General features: G+C 75.9%; 22 protein-coding genes. 9 read left to right on the forward strand and 13 right to left on the reverse strand.

From position 1 onward, the window contains the following. Window positions 1–224 precede the first annotated feature (224 nt). From HCJ94_RS15880 to HCJ94_RS15905, 6 genes are all read right to left on the reverse strand, one after another. Window positions 225–992, reverse strand: a complete 768-nt coding sequence (locus tag HCJ94_RS15880) for a methyltransferase domain-containing protein (RefSeq protein WP_168001801.1) — start codon at window positions 990–992, stop codon at window positions 225–227. A 30-nt stretch (window positions 993–1,022) separates the two neighbouring features. Continuing rightward, window positions 1,023–1,202, reverse strand: a complete 180-nt coding sequence (locus HCJ94_RS15885) for a hypothetical protein (RefSeq protein WP_168001802.1) — start codon at window positions 1,200–1,202, stop codon at window positions 1,023–1,025. Between the two features lie 98 nt (window positions 1,203–1,300). Next, window positions 1,301–4,696 carry an error-prone DNA polymerase gene (locus tag HCJ94_RS15890; RefSeq protein ID WP_168001803.1) on the reverse strand — a complete coding sequence of 1,132 codons (3,396 nt, stop codon included), beginning with the start codon at window positions 4,694–4,696 and terminating at the stop codon, window positions 1,301–1,303. Between the two features lie 78 nt (window positions 4,697–4,774). After that, a complete protein-coding gene (locus HCJ94_RS15895; RefSeq protein WP_205801381.1) occupies window positions 4,775–6,418 on the reverse strand; it encodes a DNA polymerase Y family protein in 1,644 nt (547 codons plus the stop codon). Window positions 6,419–6,561: 143 nt separating this feature from the next. Next, on the reverse strand, window positions 6,562–7,353 hold the full coding sequence (gene imuA' / locus HCJ94_RS15900) for a DnaE2-dependent mutagenesis accessory factor ImuA' (RefSeq protein WP_168001805.1): 792 nt from the start codon (window positions 7,351–7,353) through the stop codon (window positions 6,562–6,564). Between the two features lie 267 nt (window positions 7,354–7,620). Beyond that, window positions 7,621–8,070, reverse strand: a complete 450-nt coding sequence (locus HCJ94_RS15905; RefSeq protein ID WP_155331080.1) for an SAV_6107 family HEPN domain-containing protein — start codon at window positions 8,068–8,070, stop codon at window positions 7,621–7,623. A gap of 456 nt (window positions 8,071–8,526) precedes the next feature. On the opposite strand from HCJ94_RS15905, the gene HCJ94_RS15910 reads away from it, so the two are divergent. From HCJ94_RS15910 to HCJ94_RS15935, 6 genes are all read left to right on the forward strand, one after another. Continuing rightward, window positions 8,527–9,015 carry a YbaK/EbsC family protein gene (locus HCJ94_RS15910; RefSeq protein WP_168001806.1) on the forward strand — a complete coding sequence of 163 codons (489 nt, stop codon included), beginning with the start codon at window positions 8,527–8,529 and terminating at the stop codon, window positions 9,013–9,015. Between the two features lie 17 nt (window positions 9,016–9,032). Then, window positions 9,033–9,791, forward strand: coding sequence for a monooxygenase (locus HCJ94_RS15915; RefSeq protein WP_168001909.1), 759 nt, complete (start codon window positions 9,033–9,035; stop codon window positions 9,789–9,791). Between the two features lie 128 nt (window positions 9,792–9,919). Next, window positions 9,920–10,489, forward strand: coding sequence for a GNAT family N-acetyltransferase (locus HCJ94_RS15920; protein ID WP_168001807.1), 570 nt, complete (start codon window positions 9,920–9,922; stop codon window positions 10,487–10,489). Next, on the forward strand, window positions 10,486–11,355 hold the full coding sequence (locus HCJ94_RS15925) for a carotenoid biosynthesis protein (protein ID WP_168001808.1): 870 nt from the start codon (window positions 10,486–10,488) through the stop codon (window positions 11,353–11,355). Before HCJ94_RS15920 ends, HCJ94_RS15925 begins: the two co-directional genes overlap by 4 nt. Before the next feature lie 43 nt (window positions 11,356–11,398). Then, complete coding sequence (locus HCJ94_RS15930) at window positions 11,399–12,526, forward strand: glycosyltransferase family 2 protein (protein WP_168001809.1); 1,128 nt, start codon at window positions 11,399–11,401, stop codon at window positions 12,524–12,526. Between the two features lie 15 nt (window positions 12,527–12,541). Then, on the forward strand, window positions 12,542–14,029 hold the full coding sequence (locus HCJ94_RS15935; RefSeq protein ID WP_168001810.1) for a phytoene desaturase family protein: 1,488 nt from the start codon (window positions 12,542–12,544) through the stop codon (window positions 14,027–14,029). Window positions 14,030–14,140: 111 nt separating this feature from the next. Here the strand turns inward: HCJ94_RS15935 and HCJ94_RS15940 are convergent, their stop codons facing one another. Then, the gene (locus HCJ94_RS15940) at window positions 14,141–14,830 is read right to left on the reverse strand and encodes a CDP-alcohol phosphatidyltransferase family protein (RefSeq protein ID WP_168001811.1); all 690 of its coding nucleotides are present in this window, start codon (window positions 14,828–14,830) and stop codon (window positions 14,141–14,143) included. 43 nt (window positions 14,831–14,873) lie between these two features. Continuing rightward, the gene (gene metF, locus HCJ94_RS15945; RefSeq protein WP_168001812.1) at window positions 14,874–15,791 is read right to left on the reverse strand and encodes a methylenetetrahydrofolate reductase [NAD(P)H]; all 918 of its coding nucleotides are present in this window, start codon (window positions 15,789–15,791) and stop codon (window positions 14,874–14,876) included. Window positions 15,792–16,833: 1,042 nt separating this feature from the next. Between metF and HCJ94_RS15955 the strand changes: the two genes are divergently transcribed. Further along, window positions 16,834–17,916 carry a polyprenyl synthetase family protein gene (locus tag HCJ94_RS15955; protein ID WP_168001813.1) on the forward strand — a complete coding sequence of 361 codons (1,083 nt, stop codon included), beginning with the start codon at window positions 16,834–16,836 and terminating at the stop codon, window positions 17,914–17,916. 148 nt (window positions 17,917–18,064) lie between these two features. On the opposite strand, the gene HCJ94_RS15960 is transcribed toward HCJ94_RS15955, so the two are convergent. Next, window positions 18,065–18,430 (reverse strand): Rv2175c family DNA-binding protein, encoded by a 366-nt coding sequence (locus HCJ94_RS15960; RefSeq protein WP_168001814.1) that lies wholly within the window; start codon window positions 18,428–18,430, stop codon window positions 18,065–18,067. A 188-nt stretch (window positions 18,431–18,618) separates the two neighbouring features. Here HCJ94_RS15960 and pknB point away from each other — a divergent pair, with 188 nt between their 5' ends. Then, entirely contained in the window at window positions 18,619–20,592 is a 1,974-nt protein-coding gene (gene pknB / locus HCJ94_RS15965) for a Stk1 family PASTA domain-containing Ser/Thr kinase (protein WP_168001815.1), read from the forward strand. Between the two features lie 2 nt (window positions 20,593–20,594). Continuing rightward, on the forward strand, window positions 20,595–21,458 hold the full coding sequence (locus HCJ94_RS15970; RefSeq protein WP_168001816.1) for a deoxyribonuclease IV: 864 nt from the start codon (window positions 20,595–20,597) through the stop codon (window positions 21,456–21,458). Window positions 21,459–21,590: 132 nt separating this feature from the next. On the opposite strand, the gene HCJ94_RS15975 is transcribed toward HCJ94_RS15970, so the two are convergent. The 4 genes from HCJ94_RS15975 to HCJ94_RS15990 form a co-directional block, all read right to left on the reverse strand. Continuing rightward, entirely contained in the window at window positions 21,591–22,619 is a 1,029-nt protein-coding gene (locus tag HCJ94_RS15975) for a threonine aldolase family protein (RefSeq protein ID WP_168001817.1), read from the reverse strand. Between the two features lie 50 nt (window positions 22,620–22,669). Then, window positions 22,670–24,076, reverse strand: coding sequence for a class II 3-deoxy-7-phosphoheptulonate synthase (locus tag HCJ94_RS15980; RefSeq protein WP_168001818.1), 1,407 nt, complete (start codon window positions 24,074–24,076; stop codon window positions 22,670–22,672). A gap of 86 nt (window positions 24,077–24,162) precedes the next feature. Then, on the reverse strand, window positions 24,163–24,642 hold the full coding sequence (locus HCJ94_RS15985; protein WP_168001819.1) for a nuclear transport factor 2 family protein: 480 nt from the start codon (window positions 24,640–24,642) through the stop codon (window positions 24,163–24,165). 150 nt (window positions 24,643–24,792) lie between these two features. Then, window positions 24,793–26,406 carry a glycosyl hydrolase family 18 protein gene (locus HCJ94_RS15990; protein ID WP_168001820.1) on the reverse strand — a complete coding sequence of 538 codons (1,614 nt, stop codon included), beginning with the start codon at window positions 26,404–26,406 and terminating at the stop codon, window positions 24,793–24,795. Between the last annotated feature and the right edge of the window lie 101 nt (window positions 26,407–26,507).

Consider the following 26,507-nt stretch of genomic DNA (forward strand, 5'->3'; position numbering starts at 1 on the left):
GGGGGCCGGGCCGGGGGGGGGGGGGGCGGGGGGGGGGGCCCCCCCCCCCCCCGCCGCACCCGACGCCGCTCCGGCACCGGGCGCCGCGCCCGCACGATCGGACACCAGTCCGGGACCACCGGACGCGCCCGCACCACCCGGCGCCGCGCCCGCACCACCGGGCGCCTGGCCGGCCGTTCCGGGGTCCGGCAAGCGGCCGGCGCCGGCCGGCTCGCGCGGCCCGGTCATGCCGGACGGCGGGCGAACAGGTGCAGCTGCGCGGCGAGGTCCCGCCAGGGAGCCCGGGCGGCGAGCGCCCGCTCCAGCTCCAGCAGGGCGGCCGGCTGGCCGTCGGCGACCACGGCGGGGAGCAGGTCGGCGAGGACGCGTACGCCGTGGATCTCCTCCACCGTCAGCCCGGCGGCGGCCAGCAGCGCGGCGGCGCCCTCGGCGTCGTAGCGGCGGCGCAGGGTGTCGCGTGGCCCGGCGCTGCCGGTGGGCTCGGCGGCCAGCGCGGCGGCGACGTCCAGGTGCCCGCTCATCGCCCGGCCGAGCACGGCGGCGGCCCGCCCGGCGACCAGTACGCTCGCGGCGCCGCCCGGGCGGAGGGCGGCGGCCAGCGCGGCGACCACCGGCTCCGGGTCGTCGACCACCTCGAGGACGGCGTGGCAGAGCACCAGGTCCACACTGGCCGGCTCGACCAGCCCGGCGAGCGCGTCCCCGTCGCCCTGCACGGCGCGTACCCGATCGGCGACCCCGGCCTCGGCGGCGCGGCGGGTCAGCGCGGCGAGCGCGTCGGGACTGGCGTCGACGACGGTCACCCGGTGCCCGGCCTGGGCCAGCGGCACGGCGAATCCGCCGGTGCCGCCACCCACGTCGAGGACGGTCAGCTCGGTGTCACCGCGGCGGTCCAGCTCGGCGCGCAGCACCGACCAGATCACGGCGGTACGGGGGGTCAGCGGCGGCCCGGCGAGTCGGCCTCGGGTGTGCTCCACCCCGACGAGCCTAGTCACCCGGTCCAGCTCGGCCGGGGACGCGGGCGGTCAGGCCTCGCCGCCGGCGGCGGTGTCCTCCTCGTGTCGGGAGCGCACGGAGTTGGCGACGGGCCTGTCGGTGACCTCGTACTCGCGGGTCTCCGTGTGGTGTGTGGGCACCCAGCCGGCACCCAGCCGGGTCCGTCGGGCGTTGGCGACTCCACCGCTGTTGGCGCGATACCCCGTCATCGGTACGTTCCCCTCGTGACGCGCGGGCCACCCTGCCCGCGCGGGCAGGAGTCTCCCGCCGTCCGGGAAGGAAAACCGTAATGTGGATCACTTATTGATCAACGGAAATCGCGTGAGGCGGGGCTGACCGGGGGATCAATCGGATCCAACCGGTCAGCGGTGAGATTGATCACTCCCTCGTGACGGTGCAGCCGCCCCCGGACCACCAGCGCGGCGCTGGTCCGCGCCACCCGCCGGTACCGCTGCCAGAGCCCCGGGGAGCAGGTGACGTTGAGCATCCCCGTCTCGTCCTCGAGGTTGAGGAAGGTGACCCCGCCCGCGGTCGCCGGGCGCTGCCGGTGGGTGACGATCCCGCCGACCCGGATCCGCCGACCCGGATCCACCCGGCCGAGCCGGGCGATCGGCACCGCGCCCAGGGCGTCGAGCTGGTCGCGGATGAACCGGGCCGGGTGGCTCTCCGGCGACAGCCCGGTCGCCCACACGTCCGCGACGAGACGGTCCACCGCCTCCATCCCGGGCAGGGTCGGCGCGGCCGTGCCGGTCACCGTGCCGGGCAGGCGACCCGGCCGGTCCTGCGCCGCCGCGCCGGCGGCCCACAGCGCCTCCCGGCGGGTCAGGCCGAAGCACGCGAAGGCGTCCGCGGTGGCCAGCGCCTCCAGCTGCGCGGCGGTGAGACCCCCGCGCCGGGCCAGGTCCGGCATGTCCCGGTACGGCCCGTGCGCCACCCGTTCGGCCTCGATCCGCTCGGCCACGTCCTCGCCGAGGGTACGCACGCTCGACAGTCCCAGACGGACGGCCGGCCCGCCCAGCCCCCAGGCGTGCGGCGGCTCCCCCGGCCGGCTCCCCCACCGGGTGTCCGGGGTGGATTCCAGGACGGCCTTCGCGCCGCTCGCGTTCACGTCCGGCCGGCGGACCTCCACCCCGTGCCGGCGCGCGTCGTCGACCAGGGTCTGCGGCGAGTAGAAGCCCATCGGCTGGGCGTTGAGCAGCGCGGCCAGGAACGGACCGGGGTGGTAGCGCTTGAGCCAGGAACTGGCGTAGACCAGGTACGCGAAGCTCATCGCGTGGCTCTCCGGGAAGCCGTAGCTGGCGAACGCGGTGAGCTTGCGGTAGACGTCGTCGGCCAGCTCGCCGGTGATCCCCCGCTCGGCCATGCCGGCGTAGAGCCGGTCGGCGATCTGCGCCATCCGCTCCACCGACCGCTTGGCCCCCATGGCCCGGCGCAGCTGGTCCGCCTCGGCGGCGTCGAACCCGGCCAGGTCGATGGCGAGCTGCATCAGCTGCTCCTGGAACAGCGGCACGCCGAGGGTCTTCTCCAGCGCGTTGCGCATCAGCGGGTGCGGGAAGGTGACCGGCTCCTGGCCGTTCTTGCGCCGGATGTACGGGTGCACCGAGCCGCCCTGGATCGGGCCGGGCCGGATCAGCGCCACCTCCACCACCAGGTCGTAGAAGCAGCGGGGCTTGAGCCGGGGCAGGGTGGCCATCTGGGCGCGACTCTCCACCTGGAACACCCCGACCGAGTCGGCCCGGCAGAGCATGTCGTACACCTCGGGGTCGTCCAGGGTCATGTCCCCCAGGTCGAGGCTCATCCCGATCATGTCGTAGCCGTAGTGCAGCGCGGAGAGCATGCCGAGGCCGAGCAGGTCGAACTTGACCAGCCCGACCGCGGCGCAGTCGTCCTTGTCCCACTGGAGGACGCTGCGGCCGGGCATCCGCCCCCACTCCACCGGGCAGACCTCGATCACCGGCCGGTCGCAGATCACCATGCCGCCGGAGTGGATGCCCAGGTGCCGGGGGAACCCCGCCCACCTCCCCGAGCCACCAGTCAGCTCGTTGGCGTACGCGACCACCTGCTCGGGGATGTCCTCCACGTCGACCGCGGCGACCGAACCCCAGCGGTCGATCTGCTTGCTCCAGGCGTCCTGCTGCCCGGGCGAGAACCCGAACGCCTTCGCCACGTCCCGCACCGCCGACCGCGGCCGGTACGAGATGACGTTGGCGACCTGGGCGGTGTGCTCCCGGCCGTACCGGGCGTAGACGTGCTGGATGACCTCCTCGCGGCGGTCGGACTCGATGTCCACGTCGATGTCCGGCGGGCCGTCCCGCTCGGGGGCGAGGAAACGCTCGAAGAGCAGCCGGTGCCGCACGGCGTCCACATTGGTGATCCGCAGCGCGTAGCAGACCGCCGAGTTGGCCGCCGACCCCCGGCCCTGGCAGTAGATGTCCTGCTCGCGGCAGAACGTGACGATGTCGTAGACCACCAGGAAGTAGCCGGGGAAGCCCAGCTCCTCGATCATGTTCAGCTCGTGCTCCAGCTGCGCGTACGCCTCGGGGTGCGCCTCCGGCGGGCCGTACCGCTCCCGCGCGCCCTGCGCGGTGAGGTGGCGCAGCCAGCTCATCTCGGTGTGCCCTGGCGGCACCGGGTACGCCGGCAGCGCCGGTGCGACGAGCTGGAGGTCGAAGGCGAGCTCCGTACCGAACTCGGCGGCCCGGGCCACGGCTCCCGGGTACGCGGCGAACCGGGCCGCCATCTCCGCGCCGCTGCGCAGGTGGGCGGTGCCGGCGGCGGGCAGCCAGCCGTCGATCTCGTCCAGGCTGCGCCGGGCCTGGACCGCGGCGACCGTGGTGGCCAGCCGGCGCCGCCCGGGGGTGGCGTAGTGCACGTTGTTGGTCGCCACCGTCGGCAGCCCGGCGGCGGCGGCCAGCTCGGCGAGGGCGTCGTTGCGGTCCGCGTCGACCGGGTGGCCGTGGTCGGTCAGCTCCACCGCCACCGTCTCCGCGCCGAAGAGCGCGGTCAGCCGGTCCAGCTCCCGGGCCGCCGCGTCGACGCCCTCGGTGAGCAGGGCGGCCGGCACGTGCCCCTTGCGGCAGCCGGTGAGCACCAGCACGTGGTCTTTCAGCTCGGCGGCGACCTCCTCCAGCTCCCCGTAGACCGGGCGGCCCTTCTCCCCACCGCGCAGCTGGGCGCGGGAGATGGTGGCGGCCAGCCGCGCGTACCCCTCATGGCCGTGGGCGAGCAGCAGCAGGTGCCGGCCGAGCGGGTCCGGTTCGCCGTTCTGCGGGCCGGGCAGGTCGAGGGAGAGTTCCGCGCCGAAGACCGTCGGCAGGTGCAGGGCGCGGGCCGCCTCGGCGAACCGCACCACACCGTAGAAGCCGTCGTGGTCGGTCACCGCGAGGGCGGTGAGCCCCAGCCGGGCGGCCTCCTCGGCCAGCTCCTCCGGGTGGCTGGCGCCGTCGAGGAAGCTGAAGTTGGTGTGCGAGTGCAGCTCCGCGTACGGCACCACACCGTCCGGGCGGTCCAGCGGTGGCGGCTCGTAGTGCTGGCGCTTGCGGGTCCAGGCCGGTGAGTCCCCACCGTCGGCGTCCACCGCCAGGGGGTCCACCACGTGCAGGTGCCGCTCCCCGCGCGGCGTACGGCGTTGCCCTCGGGCCGGCTTGCCGGTGAGCACCCGCTCCAGGTCCGACCACGGCAGATCCGGGTTGTGGAAACTCACGCCCCCACCCCCGGGTACGGGCGCGCCGGGCGCGCCGACGACGCGGTCGCACGGACGGGGCAGCTCGACAGGGGACGGTCAGTCATAGACCGCCTCCACCAGCCACCGGCCGCCCTCGACCGTGAGCAGCAGGGCGGTGCCGTCGGCGAGGCCGACCTGGAACCGGGCCCGCCGCCGGGCCTCGGCCGGTGCCCACCAGCGCTCGTCGGCCGGCCACGGCCCGGTCCAGCCCACGATCTCCACCGGGCGGGCGGTCCCGACGGCCAGCCGGGCCGGTGCGGCGCTCACCGCCAGGCGCGCGCTGACCACGACCGGCTCGCCGGCCGCGTCGTGCACGGTGGCGGCGAGCGGCTCGGGGAGCACCACCGCCGGTGCCGGCGGTGGGAGCCGACCCGGCCACGGCGGCTCCGCCGCCCGGCCCGCCGCCCGGCCCGCCGACCGACCCGTCCGGGCCGGGAGCGGGTCGGTGTGGGCCGGGAGCGGGCCGGCGTGGGCCGGCAGCGGGGGCGGGCCCGGGCGGGCGGGGAGGCGTTCGTCGCCCCACGGCACCAGGCGTACCTGGTCGGCCGGGGACCGCCCGCCGCCGAGCACCGCCGTGACCACCGCCTCGGGGCCGAGGATGCCCTGGACGCGGCTGAGCGCCCGGTGCGCCCGCTCCCGCTCCTCGCCGGCCTCCCCCCACAGGCCCGGTTGCAGGGCGCCCTGCGCGATCACCCCGTCGGGGACCAGCCGCAGCCGGATGATGCCGGCCGTCGGCCGGGCCGGGCGGGCACCGGTCCGGCCGGGCCGGCCGCCGGAGAGCCAGCCGTCGAGCTGCCACCGGACGCGGTCGGCGATGGCGGTGGCGGTGAGCAGACCGTCGTGCCGCCAGACCCGGTGCAGCTCCTGGCCGTGCGCGGTGACCGCCTCGATGCCGAGCCGGGTGCAGGCCAGCCCGTGCGCGGCGAGCCGCTCGTGCAGCCGCTCGGCCAGCGCCCGGGCGACGAAGGCCGCCGCGTCGACCCGGTCGAGGGGATCGTCCTGGTCGGCGGTGACCGCCAGGTCGGCCGGGGGTTGCCGGACGGCGAGCGGGCGGTGGTCCCGCCCCGCCGCCAGCCGGTGGGCCAGCGCACCGTCGAAACCGAACCGGGCCAGCACGTCCCCGGCGGGCAGCGCCGCGAAGTCGCCGAGGGTACGCACACCGAGCCGGCGCAGCAGGTCGGCCAGGGCCGGACGGCCGAGCGCCTCGACCGGCAGGTCGGCGAGGAACCGCGGCGTCCCGCCCGGCGGGACGACCCGGCCGGAGCGGGCGGCCAGCCCCGCGGCGAAGACCCCGTCGGCGATGCCGATCTGACTCTCCACCGCGCAGGCCTGGGCGACGTGCTCGACGATCCGCTCCGCCGCCGCCTCCTCGCCGCCGAGGTAGCGGCTCGGCCCCCGGGCCGCCACCGCGCACGCGCCGGGGCGGACCACCTCGACGCCGGCCACCAACTCCTCGACCGCGGCCACCACCGGCTCGAACGCCCGGGCGTCCCGGGCGGGGTCGTGGTCGACGACGGTGAGCCGGGGGCACCGGCCCTGCGCATCCCGCCTGCGCAGCCCCCGGCGGACCCCCTCCGCCCGGGCCTGCTCCGAGCAGGCGACCACCCGGTTGGCGTGCAGCACCGCGACCGGATCGGTGGCCGGCACCCCGTCGACGATCTCGGCGGCGATCACCGGCCAGTCCGGACACCAGAGCACCAGCGTGCGTACCGGCGCGGCGGACCCGCCGGCCGCCCCGGAACGGACCGTGCCGGAGCCGCCGGCCGTCCCGGGAGGGGACGCGCCGGTCACGCCGGTCACCTCGGGAGGGGACGCGCCGGTCGCCCCGGGCGGGGATGTGCCGGTCACGCGGGGCTGACCAGGGTGAGCGCCGGCAGGGCCGGCTCGACGGCGGAGGCCGCCGGCACCGTGCGGAGCCGACCGGCGGTCGAGCGGCCGGTGACCGAGGCGACCGGCGCGGCGGGAATCGGGCGGGGGATGACCCGGGTCAGCGCGTCACCGGGCAGCCAGACCGTCACCTCCCGGGGGCGGGCGGCGGCGCCCCGGCCCCGCGCCGAGACGGTGACTTCCCGGCGCCGCAGCCGGCCCCGCCCGGCGCCGAGCCCCTCCCAGGCTCCCCGGACCACCTGGAGGGTCACGTCGGCGCCGTTCCACCGCCCGTACGGGACGAGGACACAGCCCCGCTGCCGGGCCCGGGCGGCCAGCCGGTCGGCGACCGATGCGGAGACCGTGGCCGGCACCGCGGTGACCACGACGTCCACCCCGTCGATCAGCGCGGCGACGACGGTGGCCCACTCCGGCCCCGGATGCGGCACCAGGGCGAGCCGGTCCAGGGCGATGCCGAGCTCGGCGGCGGCACCCGCCCCGAAGGTCGGCACCCCGACCACGGCGCACCACGAGCCGGCCCGGGACGCCTCGGCGAGCAGCGCCAGGACCAGGGAGGTGGCACCGCTGGGCCGGGGCTGGCCGGCGGCGACCGCGATCGTGCTACCACGGCGCAACCCGCGGTTGGGCAGCAGGCCGGTCAGCTCCGGGGCCACCGGCAGCACCCGGTGACCGCCCGCCGGATCCGGGGCGCTCGCCGGGCGCACCAGACCCGCCAGTGCGGCGGTACCGACCACCATCCGGCCCGCCATCGGACCTACCCCCTGTCGTGCTGCTGTGCGGTGTGCTGCTGATAGCTCAAAACGGACCGGGTGGACGGCCTCCGTCTCCGCCCTGCCGGCGCAGGTCGGCTGCTGGTCGGCTGCTGTCCCTCGGACCAGCCGGCGCGGGCCGGCGCCCTCGGCGGCGGCGCGGGCCGATCTCCCGTTGCGTCGGCGCGAGCCGTCTCCTCGTTGTCGACGGGAGCCGGCAGGCCGTCCCCGGGGACCGGCGCGGGCCCCGGGAACGGGTGCCGGGGATCAGGCCGCGAGGCCGTCGAGTGCCGGTTGGTGCGCCACGCCGAGCGCGGTCTCCACCACCGTGACGAACTCCTCCGCCGCGCGGAGCAGGTCGTCGGCCTCCCGGGCGGTGACGACCCGGGGGATGCCGGCCTCGGCGGCGGCGCGCTTGCTGGCGCCGACGGCGAAGAACCGGGCCCACTCGTCCAGCTCGGGGGCGACGCCGGAGAGCAGGACCCAGACGCTGGTGACCCGGTTCCGCCGGGTCGGCGCGGGGCGGGCGCGCGCGGCGAGCACGGCCGCGGCGGCGCGGAGGGCGGCCAGGTGGGCCGCCGCGTAGCGGAGGCCGTCCGGACCGGTCCGGGCGGCCTCCGCCAGCCCCTGGCGGGCGACCGCGAGAAGCTGGGCGGGGGTGCGGTGCGGCAGCACGTGCGCCGGCACCGTCGGTGCCTGAGCCGGATTGGTCGGCATGGGTCTGTCTCCTCCACGTGGCCGAGGCGCGCACCCCGCGACGGAAACCGGTCCGCCGGCGGGACCGCCGGGTCGAGTGGTGCGGAGGAAGACGCACCGGTGTGGGAGCCGGCCGGGTGTGGACGCTTCCCCACACCACACCCGGCCGGCATGACCGGCGGGTTCGTCGCCCGCCGCCCGGGGGTCGAGGGCGGCGGGCGACGCTCCTGCCTGACGGGTCCGGGCTCGCGACTGCCCGGAACCCTGGTGCGGCCCGCGGAGCCGCACCTGCCCGGACCGGCGCCGCGAAACACCGCTCCGGGCTGTTGGAACGAGCGTACGAGGCAATCGAACACTCGTTCTAACTACTGCTGACAGTACACCCTCCCCCCGACGAAAATGCAACGTGTGACGCGCCGGAGGTGCGTCAGCGTGGCCGGCTGAACCCGCCCCGGGCGTACCGGGAAGAATGGCGGCATGCAGCCACACCCGAACGTACGGGCGGTGCAGGAGGCGCTCGATGGTGCGGACGCCCGCGACGGCTCCGGCACGCCGAGCGCCATCCGCCTGCTGCCCGACGCGGTCCACACCGCCGCGGCCGCCGCCGAGGCACTCGGCGTCGAGGTCGGACAGATCGCCAACTCACTCGTCTTCGAGGCCGACGGCGCACCGCTGCTCGTGCTGACCTCCGGGGCCCACCGGGTGGACACCGCCGGCCTCGCCGCGTCGATCGGGGTCACCCGGCTACGGCGGGCCACGCCGGACTTCGTCCGCGAACACACCGGGCAGGCGATCGGCGGTGTCGCCCCGGTCGGCCACCCGCGGCCGCTGCGCACCCTGGTGGACACGGCCCTCGAGACGTACGACGAGATCTGGGCCGCCGGGGGTGTCCCCCGGGCGGTCTTCCCCACCACGTACCCCGAACTGCTCCGGGTGACCGGCGGCACGCCGGCCGAGGTGGCGTGAGCGAACGGACCGACCGCGTGAGCCCGGCCGACCGCGGGGAGCCCGTCCCCGACCTGGTCACCCTGCACGTGTGGCGCACCGCCCGGGGCGGGCTGCCCCGGGCGCTGGTCCGGATGGCGCGCGACACGCGCCGGCTGCGCGCACTGCCCGGCGTCCGCTTCGCCAAGCTCCTCGGCACCGGGACCGGCACCGGCTTCGGGCCGGGTGACGTGGACCCGACCCGGTGGGCGGCCCTGACGGTGTGGGACTCCCCCGCCGCGGCGGCCGGCTTCGACGGCTCCCCGGTGGGGCGGGCCTGGGCACGGCTCGCGCGCGCCGCCGTCCGGGTCGACCTGCGTCCCCTCACCAGCCGGGGCGAGTGGGCCGGCCGTCGGCCGTTCGGCGACCCGCCCGGCGGGCGGGCCGACGGCCCGGTGCTCGCGCTGACCCGGGCCCGGCTGCGCCCCGCCCGGGCGGTCACCTTCTGGCGGGCGGTTCCGCCGGTGGCGACCGCGCTGCGCGCCGCGCCCGGCCTGCTCGCCCGGTTCGGCGTCGGGGAGGCGCCGCTGGGCTGGCAGGGCACGGTCAGCGTGTGGCGCGACCCGGCGGACCTGGTCGCGTTCGCGTACCGTCACCCGGAGCACCGGGCCGCGATCATCCGGACGCCTACCGAGGGGTGGTACGCGGAGGAGCTCTTCGCGCGGTTCGCGGTGCGCGACGTGGTCGGTGACCGCACGGTGCTGGGGTGGGTCGCGGACGACGCGGGTACGGCGGAGGGGCCGCGTGAGCGAGCGTAGCGAGCGAACCATCAGGCACAGCAGCGCGGCGCCTCGCGCCGCCGCCGAGCGGAGCGAGGTGACGGCGTGAGCGCGAGGAGTGAGCCGGGTTGCGGGCCCCCGCAGTCGGTAACGAGGGAAGGTACGGCATGAGGCTGGTGCGGTGGACACCGGAGGATCTCGTCCGACGGCTGGACGACGTGGTGGCCGTCTACGGCGAGGCGATGGGGTACCGCACCGACCTGCTGGAGGCCCGCCGCGGCTACATCGCCACCCACGTCCGGCGGCCCGGCTTCCGCGCCGTCGCCAGCCTCACCACCGAAGGCCACCTGGCCGGCTTCGGCTACGGCTACCTGGGCGCGGCCGGCCAGTGGTGGCACGACCAGGTGTGGCGCGCGCTGGACCCGGCCGCCCGGCAGCGCTGGCTGGGCAACTGCTTCGAGGTCGTGGAGCTGCACGTCCGGCCGCCCGCGCAGGGGCACGGCCTCGGCGCGGGGCAGTTGCGCGCGCTGCTCACCATGGCCGAGGGGACGACCACCCTGCTGTCCACGCCGGAGGCGGACGAGCAGCGGTCCCGCGCCTGGCGGCTGTACCGGCGCTTCGGCTTCGTCGACATCCTGCGCGACTTCCACTTCCCCGGCGACGAACGCCCGTTCGGGGTGCTCGGCCGGGACCTGCCGCTGGCCGCCCCCACCTCCCCGGCGCCGGCCGCGGCATGACCGGTCCCGCACCGGCGACCCGCGCCACCCGCCCGGCCTGGGCGCTGCTGGCCGTGCTGGTGCTGGCGCAGATCTGTTACCCGCTGGCCGCCGGGGAGACCCGGGCCGGGCTCACCGTCGCCACGGTGGTGCTGGGCTACCTGCTCTCGGTCGGCCACGCGCTACTCAGCCGCGGCCCGCGGGCGGCGGCGGCGCTGGTCGCGGTGGCCACCGGGGGCGGCTTCGCCATCGAGGCGCTCGGCGTGGCCACCGGGTTCCCGTTCGGCAGCTACGACTACTCCGGCCAGCTCGGCCCGAAGCTGGCCGGCGTGCCGCTGGTCATCCCCCTCGCCTGGACCTGGATGGCCTGGCCGGCGTGGCTGGCGGCGGTACGGCTCACCGGCGGCGGGCCGACCCGCGGATCCGGCGGCGCCGGGGTCGGGCGAACCGCCCGACGGATCGCGCTGGCGGCACTCGGCCTGGCCACCTGGGACCTCTTCCTCGACCCGCAGATGGTCGCCGAGGGTTACTGGGTCTGGCGGGACGCCACCCCCGCGCTGCCCGGCCTGCCCGGCATCCCGGTCAGCAACTACCTGGGCTGGCTGCTCTTCGCGGTACTGCTGATGAGCGCACTGCGTCCGCTGGCCGGGCCCGCCGTCGCCGCCACCGACGGCCGCGACGACCCGATGCTCGCGCTCTACCTGTGGACGTACGCCTCCAGCGTGCTGGCCCACGCCGTCTTTCTCGACCTGCCCGCCTCGGCGCTGTGGGGCGCGGCCGGCATGGCGGTGACGGCCGTCCCGCTGGCGGTGACGCTGCTCCGCACAGGTCGCCACCCCGGTCCGGCCGACCGGAACCCCCGCCCGCGCGTGGACGCGCCGGCATGAGCGGGCGGAGCGCCGGCCGGAGCGGGCGTGCCGGGGCGGCGGCGTGAGCGTCCTGCTGGCGCTGCTGGCGGGGGTGGCCGTGCTGACCGCGCACACCGCCGTCAACGCCGGCCGGTGGCTGCGCCGCCCCGCCGCCGCGCCGGCCGACGTGACCGAGACGGTGGCCGTGCTGCTGCCGCTGCGCGACGAGGCGGCCCGGGTCACCCCGTGCCTGCGCGCGCTGCTGGCCCAGCGCGGTGTGCCGCGGCTTCGGATCGTGGTGCTCGACGACGGGTCGACCGACGGCACCGCCGACGTGGTCCGCGCGGTCGCCGCTGACGATCCGCGGGTCACCCTGCTCGACGGCGCCACCCCGCCGCCCGGCTGGCTGGGCAAGCCCCACGCCTGCTGGCAGCTCGCCACGCGCGCCGACCCGGCCGCCACCGTGCTGGCGTTCGTCGACGCCGACGTGGTCCTCGCCCCGGACGCGGTGGCCGCGGCGGTCGGCGAACTGCGCGCCGCGCGCGTGACGCTGCTGTCGCCGTACCCCCGGATCGTGGTGGCGACGGCGGCCGACCGGCTGGTCCAGCCGCTGCTGCAGTGGCTGTGGCTGACCTTCCTGCCGCTGCGCGCGATGGAACGCTCGGCGCGACCGTCCCTGGCGGCGGCCGGCGGGCAGTTCCTGGTGGTGGACCGGGCCGGCTACACCGCCGCGGGCGGGCACGCGGCGGTGGCCGACCGGATCCTGGAGGACGTCGAGCTCGCCCGGGCGGTCAAGCGGGCCGGCGGCCGGATCGCCCTGGCCGACGGCTCGCGGCTGGCCACCTGTCGGATGTACGACGACTGGCCGCAGCTGCGCGACGGCTACACCAAGTCGCTGTGGGCCACGTTCGGGCACCCCGTCGCGGCCGGCGCGGTGGTCGCGCTGCTGCTCCTGCTCTACACCGCTCCGCCGCTGGTGGCCGTGGCCGCGCTGGCCGCCGGCGCGCCGGGGGTGGCCGCCGGCGCCGCCGGGGCGTACCTGCTGGGGGTCGCCGGTCGGGTGGTCAGCGCGCGGGCGACCGGCGGCCGGTGGTGGCCCGACGCGCTCGCACACCCCGTGTCGGTCGCGGTCCTCGGTTGGCTGACCCTGCGGTCGTACCATCTGCGGAAGCGGCGGCGCCTGACCTGGCGGGGCCGTCCGGTCGTCTAGGTCTGGGGGCGCGGCATGGCGCGGATCGTGGTCGTCGGCGCCGGGGTGGGTGGCCTCGCGACCGCCGCCCGGTTGGCCACCACCGGGCACGAGGTCACCGTCTTCGAGCAGGGCGACACGGTCGGCGGCAAGCTCGGCCGGTACGTGCACGACACCCCGGCCGGCCCGTTCCACTTCGACACCGGGCCCAGCCTGCTCACCCTGCCGCAGGTGCTCCACGACCTGTTCGAGGACACCGGCGCGAAGCTCGACGAGTACCTGGACCTGGTCCCGCTGGACCCGATCGTGCGGCACGTCTTCGCCCACGGCGGGCCGACCCTCGACTCCTGCGCCGACCCGGCCGCATTCGCCAACCGGATCGGCGCGGCCTTCGGCGACCGGGCGGCGGCGGACTGGCAGCGCCTGTGGCGGCGCGCCGAGCGGGTCTGGACGGCCTCGGAGCGGGACATCCTGCGCCGCCGCGTCGACTCGCCCCGGGACCTGGCGGCACTGGCGTGGCGGTTGGGTGACCTGGCCGCGATCGGGCCGGGCCGCACCCTGCGCGGGCTGGGCCGCTCGCACCTGTCCGACCCCCGGCTGCGGATGCTGCTCGACCGGTACGCCACCTACACCGGCGCCGACCCCCGCCGGGCGCCGGCCGCGCTGGTCGCCGTGCCGTACGCCGAGCTGGCCTTCGGCGGCTGGTACCTGCGCGGCGGGCTGGGCACGCTGGCCGACGCGCTGCTGACCCGCTGCCTGGACCTCGGCGTCGTCGTGCAGACCGGCGCCCGGGTCACCCGGATCGACGCGGCGGGCGGGCGGGTGCACGGCGTACGCCTCGCCAACCAGGCCGCCCCGGTCCCCGCCGACGTGGTGGTGGCCAACGTCGACGCGCTCACCGTCTACCGGGACCTGCTGCCCTCGCCGCGCCGGCTGGCCGGGCTGGCCGACCGCAGCCTCGCCGGCTTCGTGCTGCTGCTCGGCGTACGCGGCGACTCCGGGCTGGCGCACCACACGGTCTTCTTCCCCGGCGACTACGACGCCGAGTTCGACGCGGTCTTCGGGGCGCCGGGGCGGGGTGTCCGGGCCCGCCCCGCGACCGACCCGACGGTCTTCGTCACCGTCGCCGACGACGAGATGGTCCGCCCGGCCGGGCACGAGGCATGGTTCGTGCTGGTCAACGCCGCCCGGCACGGCACCGCCGCCGGTGCGGTGGACTGGCGGCGGCCCGGCCTCGCCGAGGCGTACGCGGACCACGTCCTGGACGTGCTGGCCGCCCGTGGCGTGGACGTGCGGGACCGGCTGGTGTTCCGGGAGATCCGCACCCCGGCGGACCTGGACACCGCGACCGGCGCGCCGGGCGGGACGATCTACGGCACGGCCGGTGGCCTGCTCCGCCCGCCCAACCGGGGGGCGGCCCGCGGGCTGTGGCTGGTCGGCGGATCCAGCCACCCGGGCGGCGGCCTGCCGATGGTGACCCTCTCCGCCCAGATCGTCGCCGAGGAGATCGGCCCCGCCTGGTGAGGGGAAGGCCCTTCTCGACGCGTGAAGGGCTCCCTGGTCACACCGGCACGGGCCCGGACGGCGGCTCCGGCCGGGGGCGTCCCGCCCGGACGCCGGCCGGGTCCCGCGACCTCAGCCGGCGTCGATCAGGGTGCGGCGGACGGCCGCCAGCAGCTGCCCCAGGCCGAAACCGGCGAGCAGCACCCACACGGCGGTCGCCATGGTGATCGTGCCGGCGGCCAGGTCCGGGTCGATCAGTCCGGTCAGGCCGGCCAGCAGCAGGCCGGCCAGGGCCACCGAGACGCGCGTCGGGCGCTCCCCCACGGTCACCGCGCCGATCTCCCGCATGCCGGCGGAGACCGCCCGTGCCCGCACGTACTCGTGCAGCCAGGAGAGCCCACCGCCGGCGGCCACCAGCGCGCCGGGGGCGCCGATCAGCCAGAACGCGACCAGCCAGGCCGCCTCGCCGAGCCGGTCCGCCACCGAGTCGTAGACGTACCCGAGCCGGGTGGTGCGGTTCGTCGCGACCGCGACCGCCCCGTCGACGCTGTCCGCCACCGAGGCGAGCAGCACGAACAGCGCGCCGAGGAACGGCCCGTCCTGGGGTCGTACGGCGAACAGCGGCACACAGAGGCAGAGCAGCACCCCCACCACGGTGACCGCGGTCGGGGTGACCCGCAGCCGGCCCAGCACGAAGCCCACGTGGTACGCGACGCGCAGCCAGGCGCGGACGACCGGGGCGGCGGCGCGGGGATCGAAGCCCCCGTGCAGGCGTGCCCAGGCCGTCGCGTACTGGTCCCAGTTCAGCTGTGTGCCCACCACGGATCAACCGTCGCACCTGTCGGGAGGTGTCGCGGCACGTAGGTCACACCCGGGCGCCGGCTTGCAGGTTCTGCCAGATCTCCCGAGTGGCCGTCGACCGGTTGAAGGTGATGAAGTGGATCCCCGGCACACCCTCGTCGAGCAGCCGACGGCACATCTCGCTGGCCTGCTCGACGCCGAGCCGGCGGACCGCCTCCGGATCGTCGGCGACCTTCTCGAAGCGCGCGGCCAGGGCGGGCGGGAAGGGCGCGCCGGAGAGCTGCACCGACCGCTCGATGGTGCTGATCTGGGTCACCGGCATGACGCCGGGCAGGATCGGGGTGTCGCAGCCCGACGCGGCCACCCGGTCCCGCAGCCGCAGGTAGTCCTCCGCGTCGAAGAACATCTGGGTGATCGCGAACTCGGCGCCGGCCCGGCACTTCCGGACGAAGTACGCCGTGTCGGTGGCGATGTCGGGCGAGCGGGGGTGCTTGTACGGGAAGGCGGCGACGCCCACGCTGAAGTCGCCGGAGTCCCGTACCAGCCGCACCAGGTCCTCCGCGTAGAGCACGCCCTCCGGGTGCGGGACCCACTCGCCGGTGGGGTCGCCCGGCGGGTCGCCGCGCACCGCGAGCACGTTGCGCACGCCCGCGGCGGCGAGCCGCCCGATCACGTGGCGCAGCTCGGCGACCGAGTGGTTGACCGCGGTCAGGTGCGCCATCGGCAGCAGGGTGGTCTCGGTGGCGATCCGCTCGGTGACCGCGACCGTCGTGTCCCGCGTCGACCCGCCGGCGCCGTAGGTGATCGAGACGAACGACGGCCGCAGCGACTCCAGCTCACGGATGGCCTGCCAGAGCAGCCGCTCGCCCTGCTCGGTCTTCGGTGGCATGAACTCGAAGGAGAACGTCGGCTGGTGGTCGCGGATCAACTCCCCGATCGCCGGCTGGGGATTGGGGAGGACCGAGGGGAGACCGAGAGCCACGTCACGACTCTAGCGGTGCGGGGCCGGCCGTACCCATGCCCTTCCCACGCGGCGGACGGGTGACGGCGGGCACGGGGCCACGGCAGCGCCGGCCGGTGCCGCCGCGCGGGTCGCCGGCACGGCAGGGGCGGTCGGTGGCCGGAAGCGTCACACCCCCGGCGTAGAACGGTGTCCGCGCGGAGCGGGCCGGCCGGGGTGCCGGTCCGTCGGGGGCACGCGCGGGGGTCAGGCCGATCGGCGGCGCACCGGTCCCGTCCGGGGCGGCCGCCGCCGCACCGACCCGCCGGAGGCCCGATGCCGCCCGTCCCGTCCGATCCGCCCCAGCTCGGGCCCTTGCTCGCCCGGCTCCGCCGAGCCCGGGGCTGGAGCCAGGCGCGGCTGGCCGCCGCCCTCTGCGCCGCCTCGGGGGTGCCCACGCTCAGCCGGCACGAGGTCTCGCGATGGGAGCGGCAGCTCCGCGTACCCGGCGGCTTCTGGCTGGGGTGGCTCGCCGCCGTCCTCGCGGTGCCGCTGGAGGTGCTGGGCCGGGCCGCGGCACACGCCCGCCGCCCGTCGCGGGCCGGCGACGTCCGCTCCCGTTCGGCGGCCCCGCGCCGGCCCGGCGCCCCCGCGGCGCCGCCCGCGACCGCGCCGCTCCCCGGAGCCCGCCCACGGGCCCGCACGGCGTCCGCGGCTCGCCGGCGAACGGCCGGCGGCGACGAACGGGCCGGGGCGCCCCGGCCGGCGCGCCCGCCCGGCCGGGGCCCACCCGATCCGGGTCCGTTCGGCCGCGGTCCTCCGGGCGGCGGTCCGCCCGGCCGGGGTCCGCCCGACGCGGCTCCGCCCGGCCGGGGTCCGCCCGACGCGGCTCCGCCCGGCCGGGGTCCGCCCGACGCGGCTCCGCCCGGCCGGGGTCCGCCCGACGCGGCTCCGCCCGGCGGCGGTCGGCCCGGCGGCGGTCGGCCCGGCGGCGGTCGGCCCGGCCGGGGCCCGCCCGGCCGTACGGCGCGCCGTGCCCACCCGCCGGTACGTCACGGGCGGCGCGACCGGCTAGCGTCGGGGCGTGACTCACGCTGCTCCCGTCTCCCCGGTCGACCGCGCCGGGCTGCGTCAGCGCGTCGACAAGGCGCTGACCGAGTTCCTGGCCGCCCAGCGCACCTGGATGACCGGCGTCGACGACGCTCTGGCGCCGGTCGCCGAGGCGATCGAGGCGTTCGTCCTCGGCGGTGGCAAGCGGCTGCGGCCCGCGTTCGCGTACTGGGGGTTCCGGGGTGCCGGCGGGGTGGACACCGACCAGGTCGTGACGGCCCTCGCCGCGCTGGAGTTCGTCCAGGCCAGCGCCCTGATCCACGACGACCTGATGGACCGCTCCGACACCCGCCGGGGCGAGCCGGCCGTGCACCGCCGGTTCGCGGCCCGGCACCGGGCGGCCGGCTGGGGCGGGGACGCGGACGGGTTCGGCGACGCCGCGGCGATCCTGCTCGGCGACCTCTGCCTGGTCTGGTCGGACGAGCTGCTGCACTCGGCCGGGCTCGACCCGCGCACGGTGGCCCGGGCCCGGCCGGTCTTCGACGAGATGCGCACCGAGGTCACGGTCGGGCAGTACCTCGACGTGCTGACCCAGGCCACCGGGGACACCTCGCTGGAGCGGGCCGGGAAGGTGGCCCGCTACAAGTCGGCGAAGTACACGGTCGAGCGCCCGCTGCTGCTCGGTGCCGCGCTGGCGGACGCCTCGCCGGACGTGCGGTCGGCGTACTCGGCGTACGGGCTGCCGCTGGGCGAGGCGTTCCAGCTCCGGGACGACGTGCTGGGTGTCTTCGGTGACCCGGCGCAGACCGGCAAGCCAGCGGGCGACGACCTGCGCGAGGGGAAGCGCACCTACCTGGTCGCGGCGGCCCTCGAGGCGACCGACGACTCCGGGCGGGAGGTGCTGCTCGGCGGTCTCGGGGATCCGGCGCTCGACGGGACGGGCGTGACGCGGCTGCGGGAACTGATCGAGGCGAGCGGCGCGCTGGCCCGTACCGAGCAGCGGATCCGGACGCTCACCGACGCCGCGCTCGCCGCGCTGGCCCCCGTCGACCTGGACACCGAGGCCCACCAGGCCCTGGTCGACCTGGCCATCGCCGCCACCCGCCGCCCCGCCTGACCCCACCCCCCTCCCGCGCCGCGCGCCCCCCACCCCCGCGATCTTGCACTTACGGCCCCCGTTATGCCCGTTTGGAACAGATCTGCCGGGGCAAGAAGTGCAAGATCGCGGGACTAGGGGGTGGGGTGGGGCGGGGTGCGGCCGGGGGTTAGAAGCCCAGGGCTTGGGCTCGGCGCTTGATCTCGCGGGCCTGGTCGCCGGCGAGGGCGGCAGCCGCGGTGCCGCCGGGCAGCGTGTCGTCCGGCTGGTACAGCCAGCGCAGGCTCTCCTCGTCGTCGTAGCCGGCGTCGGCCAGCAGGTTGAGCACGCCGGGCAGGTGCTTGAGGGCGCCATTGGCCAACAGGTCCTCCGGCACCCGCCGGATGCCGTCGCGGCGCACCGCGATCAGCTCCCGATCCCGGATCATCTGGTGGACCTTGCTGATCGGCACGTCCAGGCGCTCGGCGACGTCCGGGAGGGTCAGCCAGGCGGCCGGTTCGGCGGCGCGGTTCGCGGCGGGTACGGAGTCGGTCACCCGACCACCCTGCCACGTCCGTCGCGCCGAACGGGTCGCGGCACCCCGGGACGACCACGATCGGCCCCGACACAGCCCGTTCGACCTGCGGCGACGTGTCGCGTCGTCGCCGCCGGACCCGGCCGGTCGCCCTCCGGCTGTAGCATCCTGTTCAACCTTCACCCCCTGGACACATAGACTTCCTGCCGATGGACACACAGGTCGCCGACACGTTGCTGGGCTCGCTGATCGACGGGCGCTACCGCATCCGCGGTCGCGTGGCCCGTGGCGGCATGGCGACCGTGTACACCGCCACCGACGAGCGCCTCGAGCGCACCGTGGCGGTCAAGATCATTCACTCGGCACAGGGCCCGGAGGGCCGCGGCTTCGTCGAGCGCTTCACCGACGAGGCGAAGACGATCGCCCGGCTCACCCACCCCAACGTCGTCGCGGTCTACGACCAGGGCACCCACGCCGGCCGTCCGTACCTGGTGATGGAGTACGTACGGGGCCGCACCCTGCGCGACGTGCTCGCCGAGCGGCGCCGGCTCAACCCGGACGAGGCGCTCGCCATCACCGAGCAGATGCTCGCCGCGATCGCCGCGGCGCACCGGGCCGGCCTGGTCCACCGCGACGTCAAGCCGGAGAACGTGCTGGTCGCCGAGGCCCCGACCGGCGGCGTCGCCAACCTGGTGGACAGCGTCGTGAAGGTCGCCGACTTCGGGCTCGCCCGGGCGGTCGAGGCGAGCGCCCACGAGGAGCAGGGCAACCAGCTCATGGCCACCGTCGCGTACGTCGCGCCGGAGCTGGTGACCGACGGCCACGCCGACCCGCGCACGGACGTCTACTCGGCCGGCATCGTGCTGTTCGAGATGCTGACCGGCCGGGTGCCGTACGACGGGGACCGGCCGGTCGAGGTGGCCTGGCAGCACGTCGACCGGGACGTGCCGGTGCCCTCGACCCTGGTGCCGGGGCTGCCGAAGGCGCTCGACGACCTGGTCGCCCGGGCCACCCGACGCGATCCGGGTGCCCGTCCGACCGACGCCGGTGCGCTGCTGGCCGAGGTGCAGGTGGCCCGGGAGGACCTGGGCAACCCCAACACGCGTACGGCGGTGCTGCGCCGGGTGGCCGACGAGCCGGCCGTGGCCCAGCCCACCATGGTGGTCGCGGCCGTCCAGCCGGTCGAGCGGCCGGCCTGGGCCCGGCTCCCGGAGGGCGGTTCCCGCGCGGGCCGGCGGCGGGCGGCGCCCGAGGCGGACGACGTCTGGTCCCGGCTGGCCGCGCTGCGGACCCAGGTGCTGGGGCACCCGCAGGGCCGGCTGGCCGTCGCCGCCGCCGTCGTGGTGCTCGGGCTGATCGCGGCGGTGGGCGGCTGGTGGGTCGGTGTCGGCCGCTACACGGTGGCGCCGCAGCTGGTGAGCCTCAGCAAGGCCGAGGCGGAGGCCCAGGCCACGCGGGCCGGCTTCGTCCTCCGGTACGCCGATCCCCGCCACGACGAGCAGGTGCCGAAGGACGCCGTCCTCGCGCAGGACCCGGTGTCGGCCACCCGGATCCAGAAGGGCGGCACGATCACGCTCACCCTCTCGCTGGGCCCGGAGCGGTTCCCCGTGCCGGACGTGGTCGGCAAGGAGTACGAGCTGGCCGCGACCGACCTGGCCGACGCGCAGCTGAAGGTGGTCAAGGGGGCCGCCCGCTACGACGACAGCCTGCCGGCCGGCGTGGTGGTGGCGACCGACCCGAAGGCGGGCACCGAGGTCAAGCCGGGCGACAAGGTCACCGTGATCCTGAGCAAGGGGAAGGCGCCGATCTCGGTGCCGAACCTGGTCGGCAAGAACCTGACCGAGGCTCGCGGGATCCTGGCCCGGCTCGGGCTCGTGCTCGTCGAGCCGCCGACGGTGAAGGAGTCCGACAAGCCCAAGGACGAGATCCTCGGGCAGAGCCCGGCCGACGGCACCGGCGTGGAGAAGGGCGCCCAGGTCCGGCTGGAGGTCAGCCAGGGTCCGCCGCTCGTCGTCGTCCCCCGTGTGATCGACCTGCCGTGCCCGCAGGCGCAGCAGGTGCTGCAGAGCCAGGGCTTCCCGGTGACGGTGCAGTTCGACCCGAACGGCATCGCCCGGTTCCAGAGTCCGGGCGAGAACTCGCAGGTGCCTCCGGGCACCCCGGTCACCCTGGGGTGTCTGTGACGATGACGGCGCAGCACCGGCCGGTCGGCACGCACACGCCGACCTCGGGCGGCCTGGCGAAGGCGGCCCTGCCGTACGTCGACGCGGCGGGCGCGGAGGTCGTCCAGGTCTACGTCTCCAACTCGCGGGGCTGGGCGCTGCCACCCGGTGACCCGGTGCAGGACGCCCTGTTCCGCGAGGGTTGCGCGGAGCGCGGCGTTCCGGTCTTCATCCACGCGTCGCTGCTGGTCAACCTGGGCTCCCCCACCGCGGCGACGGTCGAGCGGTCGGCGGCGACCCTGGCGCACGCGCTGCGCCGGGGCACGGCGATCGGGGCGCGCGGGGTGGTCTTCCACGCCGGCAGCGCCGTGGACGCCGGTTACGCCGACGCGGCGATGCGGCAGGTCCGCGAGGCGCTGCTCCCGCTGCTGGACGCCGCGGGCGACGCCGGCGGGCCGATGCTGCTGGTCGAGCCGAGCGCGGGCGGCGGGCGGTCACTCGCCTCCCGGGTGGAGCAGCTCGGCCCCTACCTCGACGCGGTGGACGGGCACCCGATGCTGGGGGTCTGCTTCGACACCTGCCACGCCTGGGCGGCGGGGCACGACCTGGCCGCCGAGGGCGGCATGACGGCGACGCTGGACACGCTGGTCGCCACGGTCGGGGCGGACCGGCTGCGGCTGGTGCACGCGAACGACTCGAAGGACCTGTGCGGCTCCACCCGGGACCGGCACGAGAACATCGGCAAGGGCACCATCGGGGAGCCCGCGTTCGCCGAGCTGATGCGCCACCCGGCCACCGCCGGCGTGCCCGTGGTGGTGGAGACCCCCACGGAGAAGCACGTCGGCCACGCCGCCGACGTCGCCACCCTCACGCGCCTCCGGCCCTGACGGCCCTGTCGGGCGGCACCCGCACTCTCCCACCCACCGGGCCGCACCCGATCGCGGAAGAGTGGCCATTCGCGTGGAATGGCCACTCTTTCCGTGAACGAGGGCGCACCACAGGGGCGCCGGGGGCGGTGGTCAGCCGCGCAGGATCCGGGTGACGACGTCGATGGCGCGGCTGACGGCGGCGTCGTCGACGTCCATGTGGGTGACCAGGCGGGCCGTGCGGGGGCCGAGCACCGAGACCAGCACCCCCTCCGCGCGGGCGGCGGTGGCGAGGGCGTGCGCGTCCAGCGCCGCCTTGGTCAGGTCCAGCGGGACGAGGTTGGTGCGGACGCCCGTGGCCAGCACCCCGAACGGCGCGACCGCCTCGGCGAGCCGGGCCGCCTTCGCGTGGTCCTCGGCGAGCCGGTCGACGTGGTGCGCCAGGGCGTACCGGCCGGCCGCGGCGAGGACGCCCGCCTGCCGCATGCCGCCGCCCATCCGCTTGCGGACGAACCGGGCCCGCTCGATCCGGTCGGCGCTGCCCACCACCAGCGACCCGACCGGCGCGCCGAGCCCCTTGGTCAGGCAGACCGACAGGGTGTCGAACAACCCGCCGTACGTCGCCAGCGGCACGCCGTCGGCGACGTGCGCGTGCCAGATGCGGGCGCCGTCGCAGTGCAGCGCGACCTGCGCGTCGTCGGCGACGCGCCGCAGCTCGCGCAGGGTGTCGAGGGGGATCACCCCGCCGCCGCCCCGGTTGTGGGTCTGCTCGACGGCGATGGCCCGGGTGGGCACCGCCCAGTAGCCGTCGGGCCGGATCATGGCGGCGACCGCGTCGGGGTCGACGTCCGCGCCGACCGCCGGCCACGTCCGCGACGAGATGCCGCCGTACGCGGCCGCGGCGCCGATCTCGTACGTCACCACGTGCGCGTCGGCGTCGCAGAGCAGCTCGTTGCCGGGCGGCACGAGCAGTTGCAGGGCGATCTGGTTGGCCATCGACCCGGTCGGGCAGAACAGCGCCGCCTCGTGGCCGAGGAGCGCGGCGACCTCGGCTTCGAGGGCGTTGACCGTCGGGTCCTCGCCGTACACGTCGTCGCCGACGTCGGCGGTGGCCATGGCCTCCCGCATCCCGGCCGTCGGCCGGGTCACGGTGTCCGAGCGGAGGTCGATCAGGTCAGCCACGGTCGTCCTTTCGGCTGCCGGCTGCGGGGCTCGCAAGCTCACTCCTCGCGTCAGCCACGGAGCATCTCCGCGACCAGGAAGGCCAGCTCCAGCGACTGCTGGGTGTTCAGTCGCGGGTCGCAGGCGGTCTCGTACCGGTCGGGCAGGTCGAGGTCCTCGATGCCCTGGGCACCACCGAGGCACTCGGTGACGTCCTCGCCGGTCAGTTCGACGTGCAGGCCGCCGGGGTGGGTGTCCAGGCCCCGGTGGACCTCGAAGTAGCCCAGCACCTCGTCGACGATGCGGTCGAAGTGGCGCGTCTTGTAGCCGTTGGACGACTCGTGGGTGTTGCCGTGCATCGGGTCGCACTGCCAGACGACCTTGGCGCCCGCCGCGGTGACCTTGGCGACGATCGGGGGCAGGACGTCACGGACGCGGTGGTTGCCCATCCGGCTGATCAGGGTGAGCCGGCCGGGCACATTGTCCGGGTTGAGCTTCTCGCACAGCTCGATGGCCTCGTCCGGCGTGGTGGTGGGGCCCAGCTTCACGCCGATCGGGTTGGCGATCCGGGAGATGAAGTCGATGTGGGCCCCGTCGATCTGCCGGGTGCGCTCCCCGATCCACAGGAAGTGCCCGGACAGGCCGTACGCCCGCTGGTCGGAGACCCGGGTGAGCGCCCGGTCGTACTCCAGGGCGAGCGCCTCGTGGGAGCAGTAGAGGGTGACGGTCCGCAGCGCCTCGTCGTCGGTCATCCCGCAGGCCCGGATGAAGGCCAGCGCCCGGTCGATCTCCCGGGCGATCGCCTCGTACCGCTCGCCGGCCGGCGAGTTGCGCACGAACCCCTTGTTCCAGTCGTGCACGGCGTGCAGGTCGGCCAGGCCGCCGGCCAGGTACGCGCGGAGCATGTTCATCGCGGCGGCGGAGTTCGCGTACGCCCGAATCATGCGCTGCGGGTCGGCGATCCGCGCCTCCGGTGTCGCCTCCAAGGAGTTGATCATGTCACCGCGGTAGGCCGGCAGGCCGCGCGCGTCGGTCGGCAGCGACCGGGGCTTCGTGTACTGGCCGGCGACCCGGGCGACCTTGACCACCGGCAGGGAGGCGCCGTAGGTCAGCACGATCGCCATCTGGAGCAGCGTGCGGGCGTTGGCGAGCAGGTGGCTCTCGGTGTTGTCCGCGAAGGTCTCGGCGCAGTCGCCGCCCTGGAGCAGGAACGCCTTGCCCTCGCAGACCAGCGCGAGCCGCTGCCGCAGTTGGTCGACCTCGTAGGGCGCCACGACCGACGGCACGTTCTCCAGCACCTTGCAGACCTCGGTGACCTGGGCCGGGTCCGGCCAGGGCGGGGTCTGCGCGCGGGGCAGGTCCCGCCAGCGGTCCAGGCCGAGGGCCGCGTCCTCGGCGGAGTCGACGGTCGGCCGGCTGGTCTGGAGCACGGGGCTGCCGACGGCCGGATGGCTCAGCTGATGCCACTCATGGCGCATGCCAGAAAGCGTACGGCGACGGACCGGGCGGCCGGGGGGCGAGGGGCACCGTTCCGGCAGGTGAGAGATCCCTCACCGCCCCCGGGTCAGGGGCTGGTGGCGGGGCTGGGCGTGTTGCCGCCGGGGACCTCGCCCGCGATGCACCAGTCGGCCCCGTCGCGGGTGACCGTGAACAGCAGGGGGCGGGTGAGCTTGCGCGTGCCCGCGGTCACCGACACCGCCGCGCTCACCTGGAGGCCCTGCGGGCCGGGGCGGATGTCGGTGATCTGCGCCTGGGGCACCTCGAAGTGGTCGGCGAAGTCGCCGTTGGGCCCGGTGGCGGCGGCGTCGAACGCCTCGTGCATCGCCGCGCAGAGCTGGCTGCGCCCGGCGGCCACGTCCTTGGCCGTCATGGCGTCCAGGTACGCCTGCACGCGCTCCCGGGCCTTCGCCGAGGCCTCTTCGGCGGGCGCCCGCCCGGGACGCTCCGCCGCCTCGTCGTCGCCGCCGATCCCGCACCCGAGCAGGACGGACGGCAGGGCCGCGACGAGGGCGCCGATCGCCAGCCTCCGGTACGCCGTACGCATGCCACCTCCCAAACGCCCGTGGACTTCGAACCCCCGTCGAGCGGCGAGTCTGTCACATCGGGCCGGCCGACGGCCCGTCGGCACACGCGGGCGGGGGGGGACCGGTGCGCGGTCCCTCCCCGCCGTGTGGGTGATGCGTCGGCCTGCGGACTAGCCGAGACCGCCCTTGATGGCGCCGATCAGCTCACCGTTGCTGGTGTCACCGGAGAGCTCCCAGAAGAACGCGCCACCGAGGCCCTGGTTCTTCGCGTACGTCATCTTGCCGCCGATGGTGGACGGGGTGTCGTAGCTCCACCAGTTGCTGCCGCACTTGGCGTACGCCGTGCCGCCGACGGTGCCGGTGGCCGGGCAGGTGTTCTTGAGGACCTTGTAGTCCTCGATGCCCTGCTCGTAGGTGCCCGGGGCCGGGCCGGTGGCGGTGCCGCCCGGTGCGGTCTGGGTCACCCCGGTCCAGCCGCGGCCGTAGAAGCCGATGCCGAGCAGCAGCTTGTTGGCCGGGATGCCCTTGCTCTTGAGCTTCTGGATCGCCGCGTCGGACCAGAAGCCCTGCTGGGGGATGCCCGGGTACGAGTAGAGCGGGGAGTGCGGGGCGGTCGGGCCCTGCGCGTTGAAGGCGCCGAAGTAGTCGTACGTCATCGGCATGATCCAGTTGAGGTACGGTGCCGCGCCGGCGTAGTCGGCGGCGTCGATCTTGCCGCCGGTGCTGCCGTCCGCGGTGATCGCCGAGGTGACCAGCGCCGACGAGCCGAACCGCGAGCGCAGCGCGCTCACCACGTTCTTGAACGCGGCCGGGCCGCTGGAGTCGCAGGTGAGGCCGCAGGCGTTCGGGTACTCCCAGTCGACGTCGATGCCGTCGAACACGTCCGCCCAGCGCGGGTCCTCGACCAGGTTGTAGCAGCTCTCGGCGAACGCGGCCGGGTTCTGCGCGGCCTGGGTGAAGCCGCCGGACCAGGTCCAGCCGCCGAACGACCAGATCACCTTCAGGTGCGGGTACATCTTCTTGAGCTTGCGCAGCTGGTTGAAGCTGCCGCGCAGCGGCTGGTCCCAGGTGTCGGCGACGCCGTCCACGCTGTCCGCCGCGGTGTACGCCTTCTCGTAGTCGGCGTAGCTGTCGCCGATGGTGCAGCGCCCGCCGGTGGTGTTGCCGAAGGCGTACAGGATGTGCGTCAGCTTCGAGGCCGAGCCGCTGGTGTGGATGTTCTTGACGTGGTAGTTACGGCCGTAGACGCCCCACTGCGCGAAGTAGCCGACGATCTTGCGGTCGCCGCTCGGCGGCGGCGTGGTGGGCGGCCGGGTGGTGGGCGGCGCCGTGGTCGGCGGGGCGGTGGTCGGCGGCGCGGTGGTGGTCGGGGGCGGGGTGCCGCCACCGGCGCAGGGAGCGCCGTTGATGGTGCAGTTCAGCGGGGCCTTGTAGGCGCCGGTGCCGTTGTAGCCCCAGCTGAAGGTCGCGCCCGGGCCGAGCGGTCCGGCCCAGCTCTTCTTGACCGCGACGTAGTGGTCGCCGGTGCGGGTGACGTCGGCGTCCCAGGAGCTGCTGATGCTGGTGCCCGCGGGCAGGTCGAACTCGATGCGCCAGGTGCTCACCGACGCGTCCGAGCCGTTGGTGACCGTCACCCGCGTCTCGTGACCGGTCCCCCAGTCCTGCACCTTGGCGAACGTGGCGGTGACACTGCCGGCCCCGAACGCCGTGGCCATCGGGACCGTCGCGGCCGTCAGGGCGACCACGGCGCCGACCCAGAGGGCCCGGCGGAACGATCTCTTCATGTGGCGTCTCCCCAAACAGTTAGGAAACTTTCCAAAATGATTGCTGAGACGCTACTCACGGCGTCACCACTTCGTCAAGATGCGCATGTATCGATTTCATG

The sequence above is a fragment of the Micromonospora thermarum genome, from assembly GCF_012034245.1.
GTDB classification, from domain to species: Bacteria; Actinomycetota; Actinomycetes; order Mycobacteriales; family Micromonosporaceae; genus Micromonospora; species Micromonospora thermarum.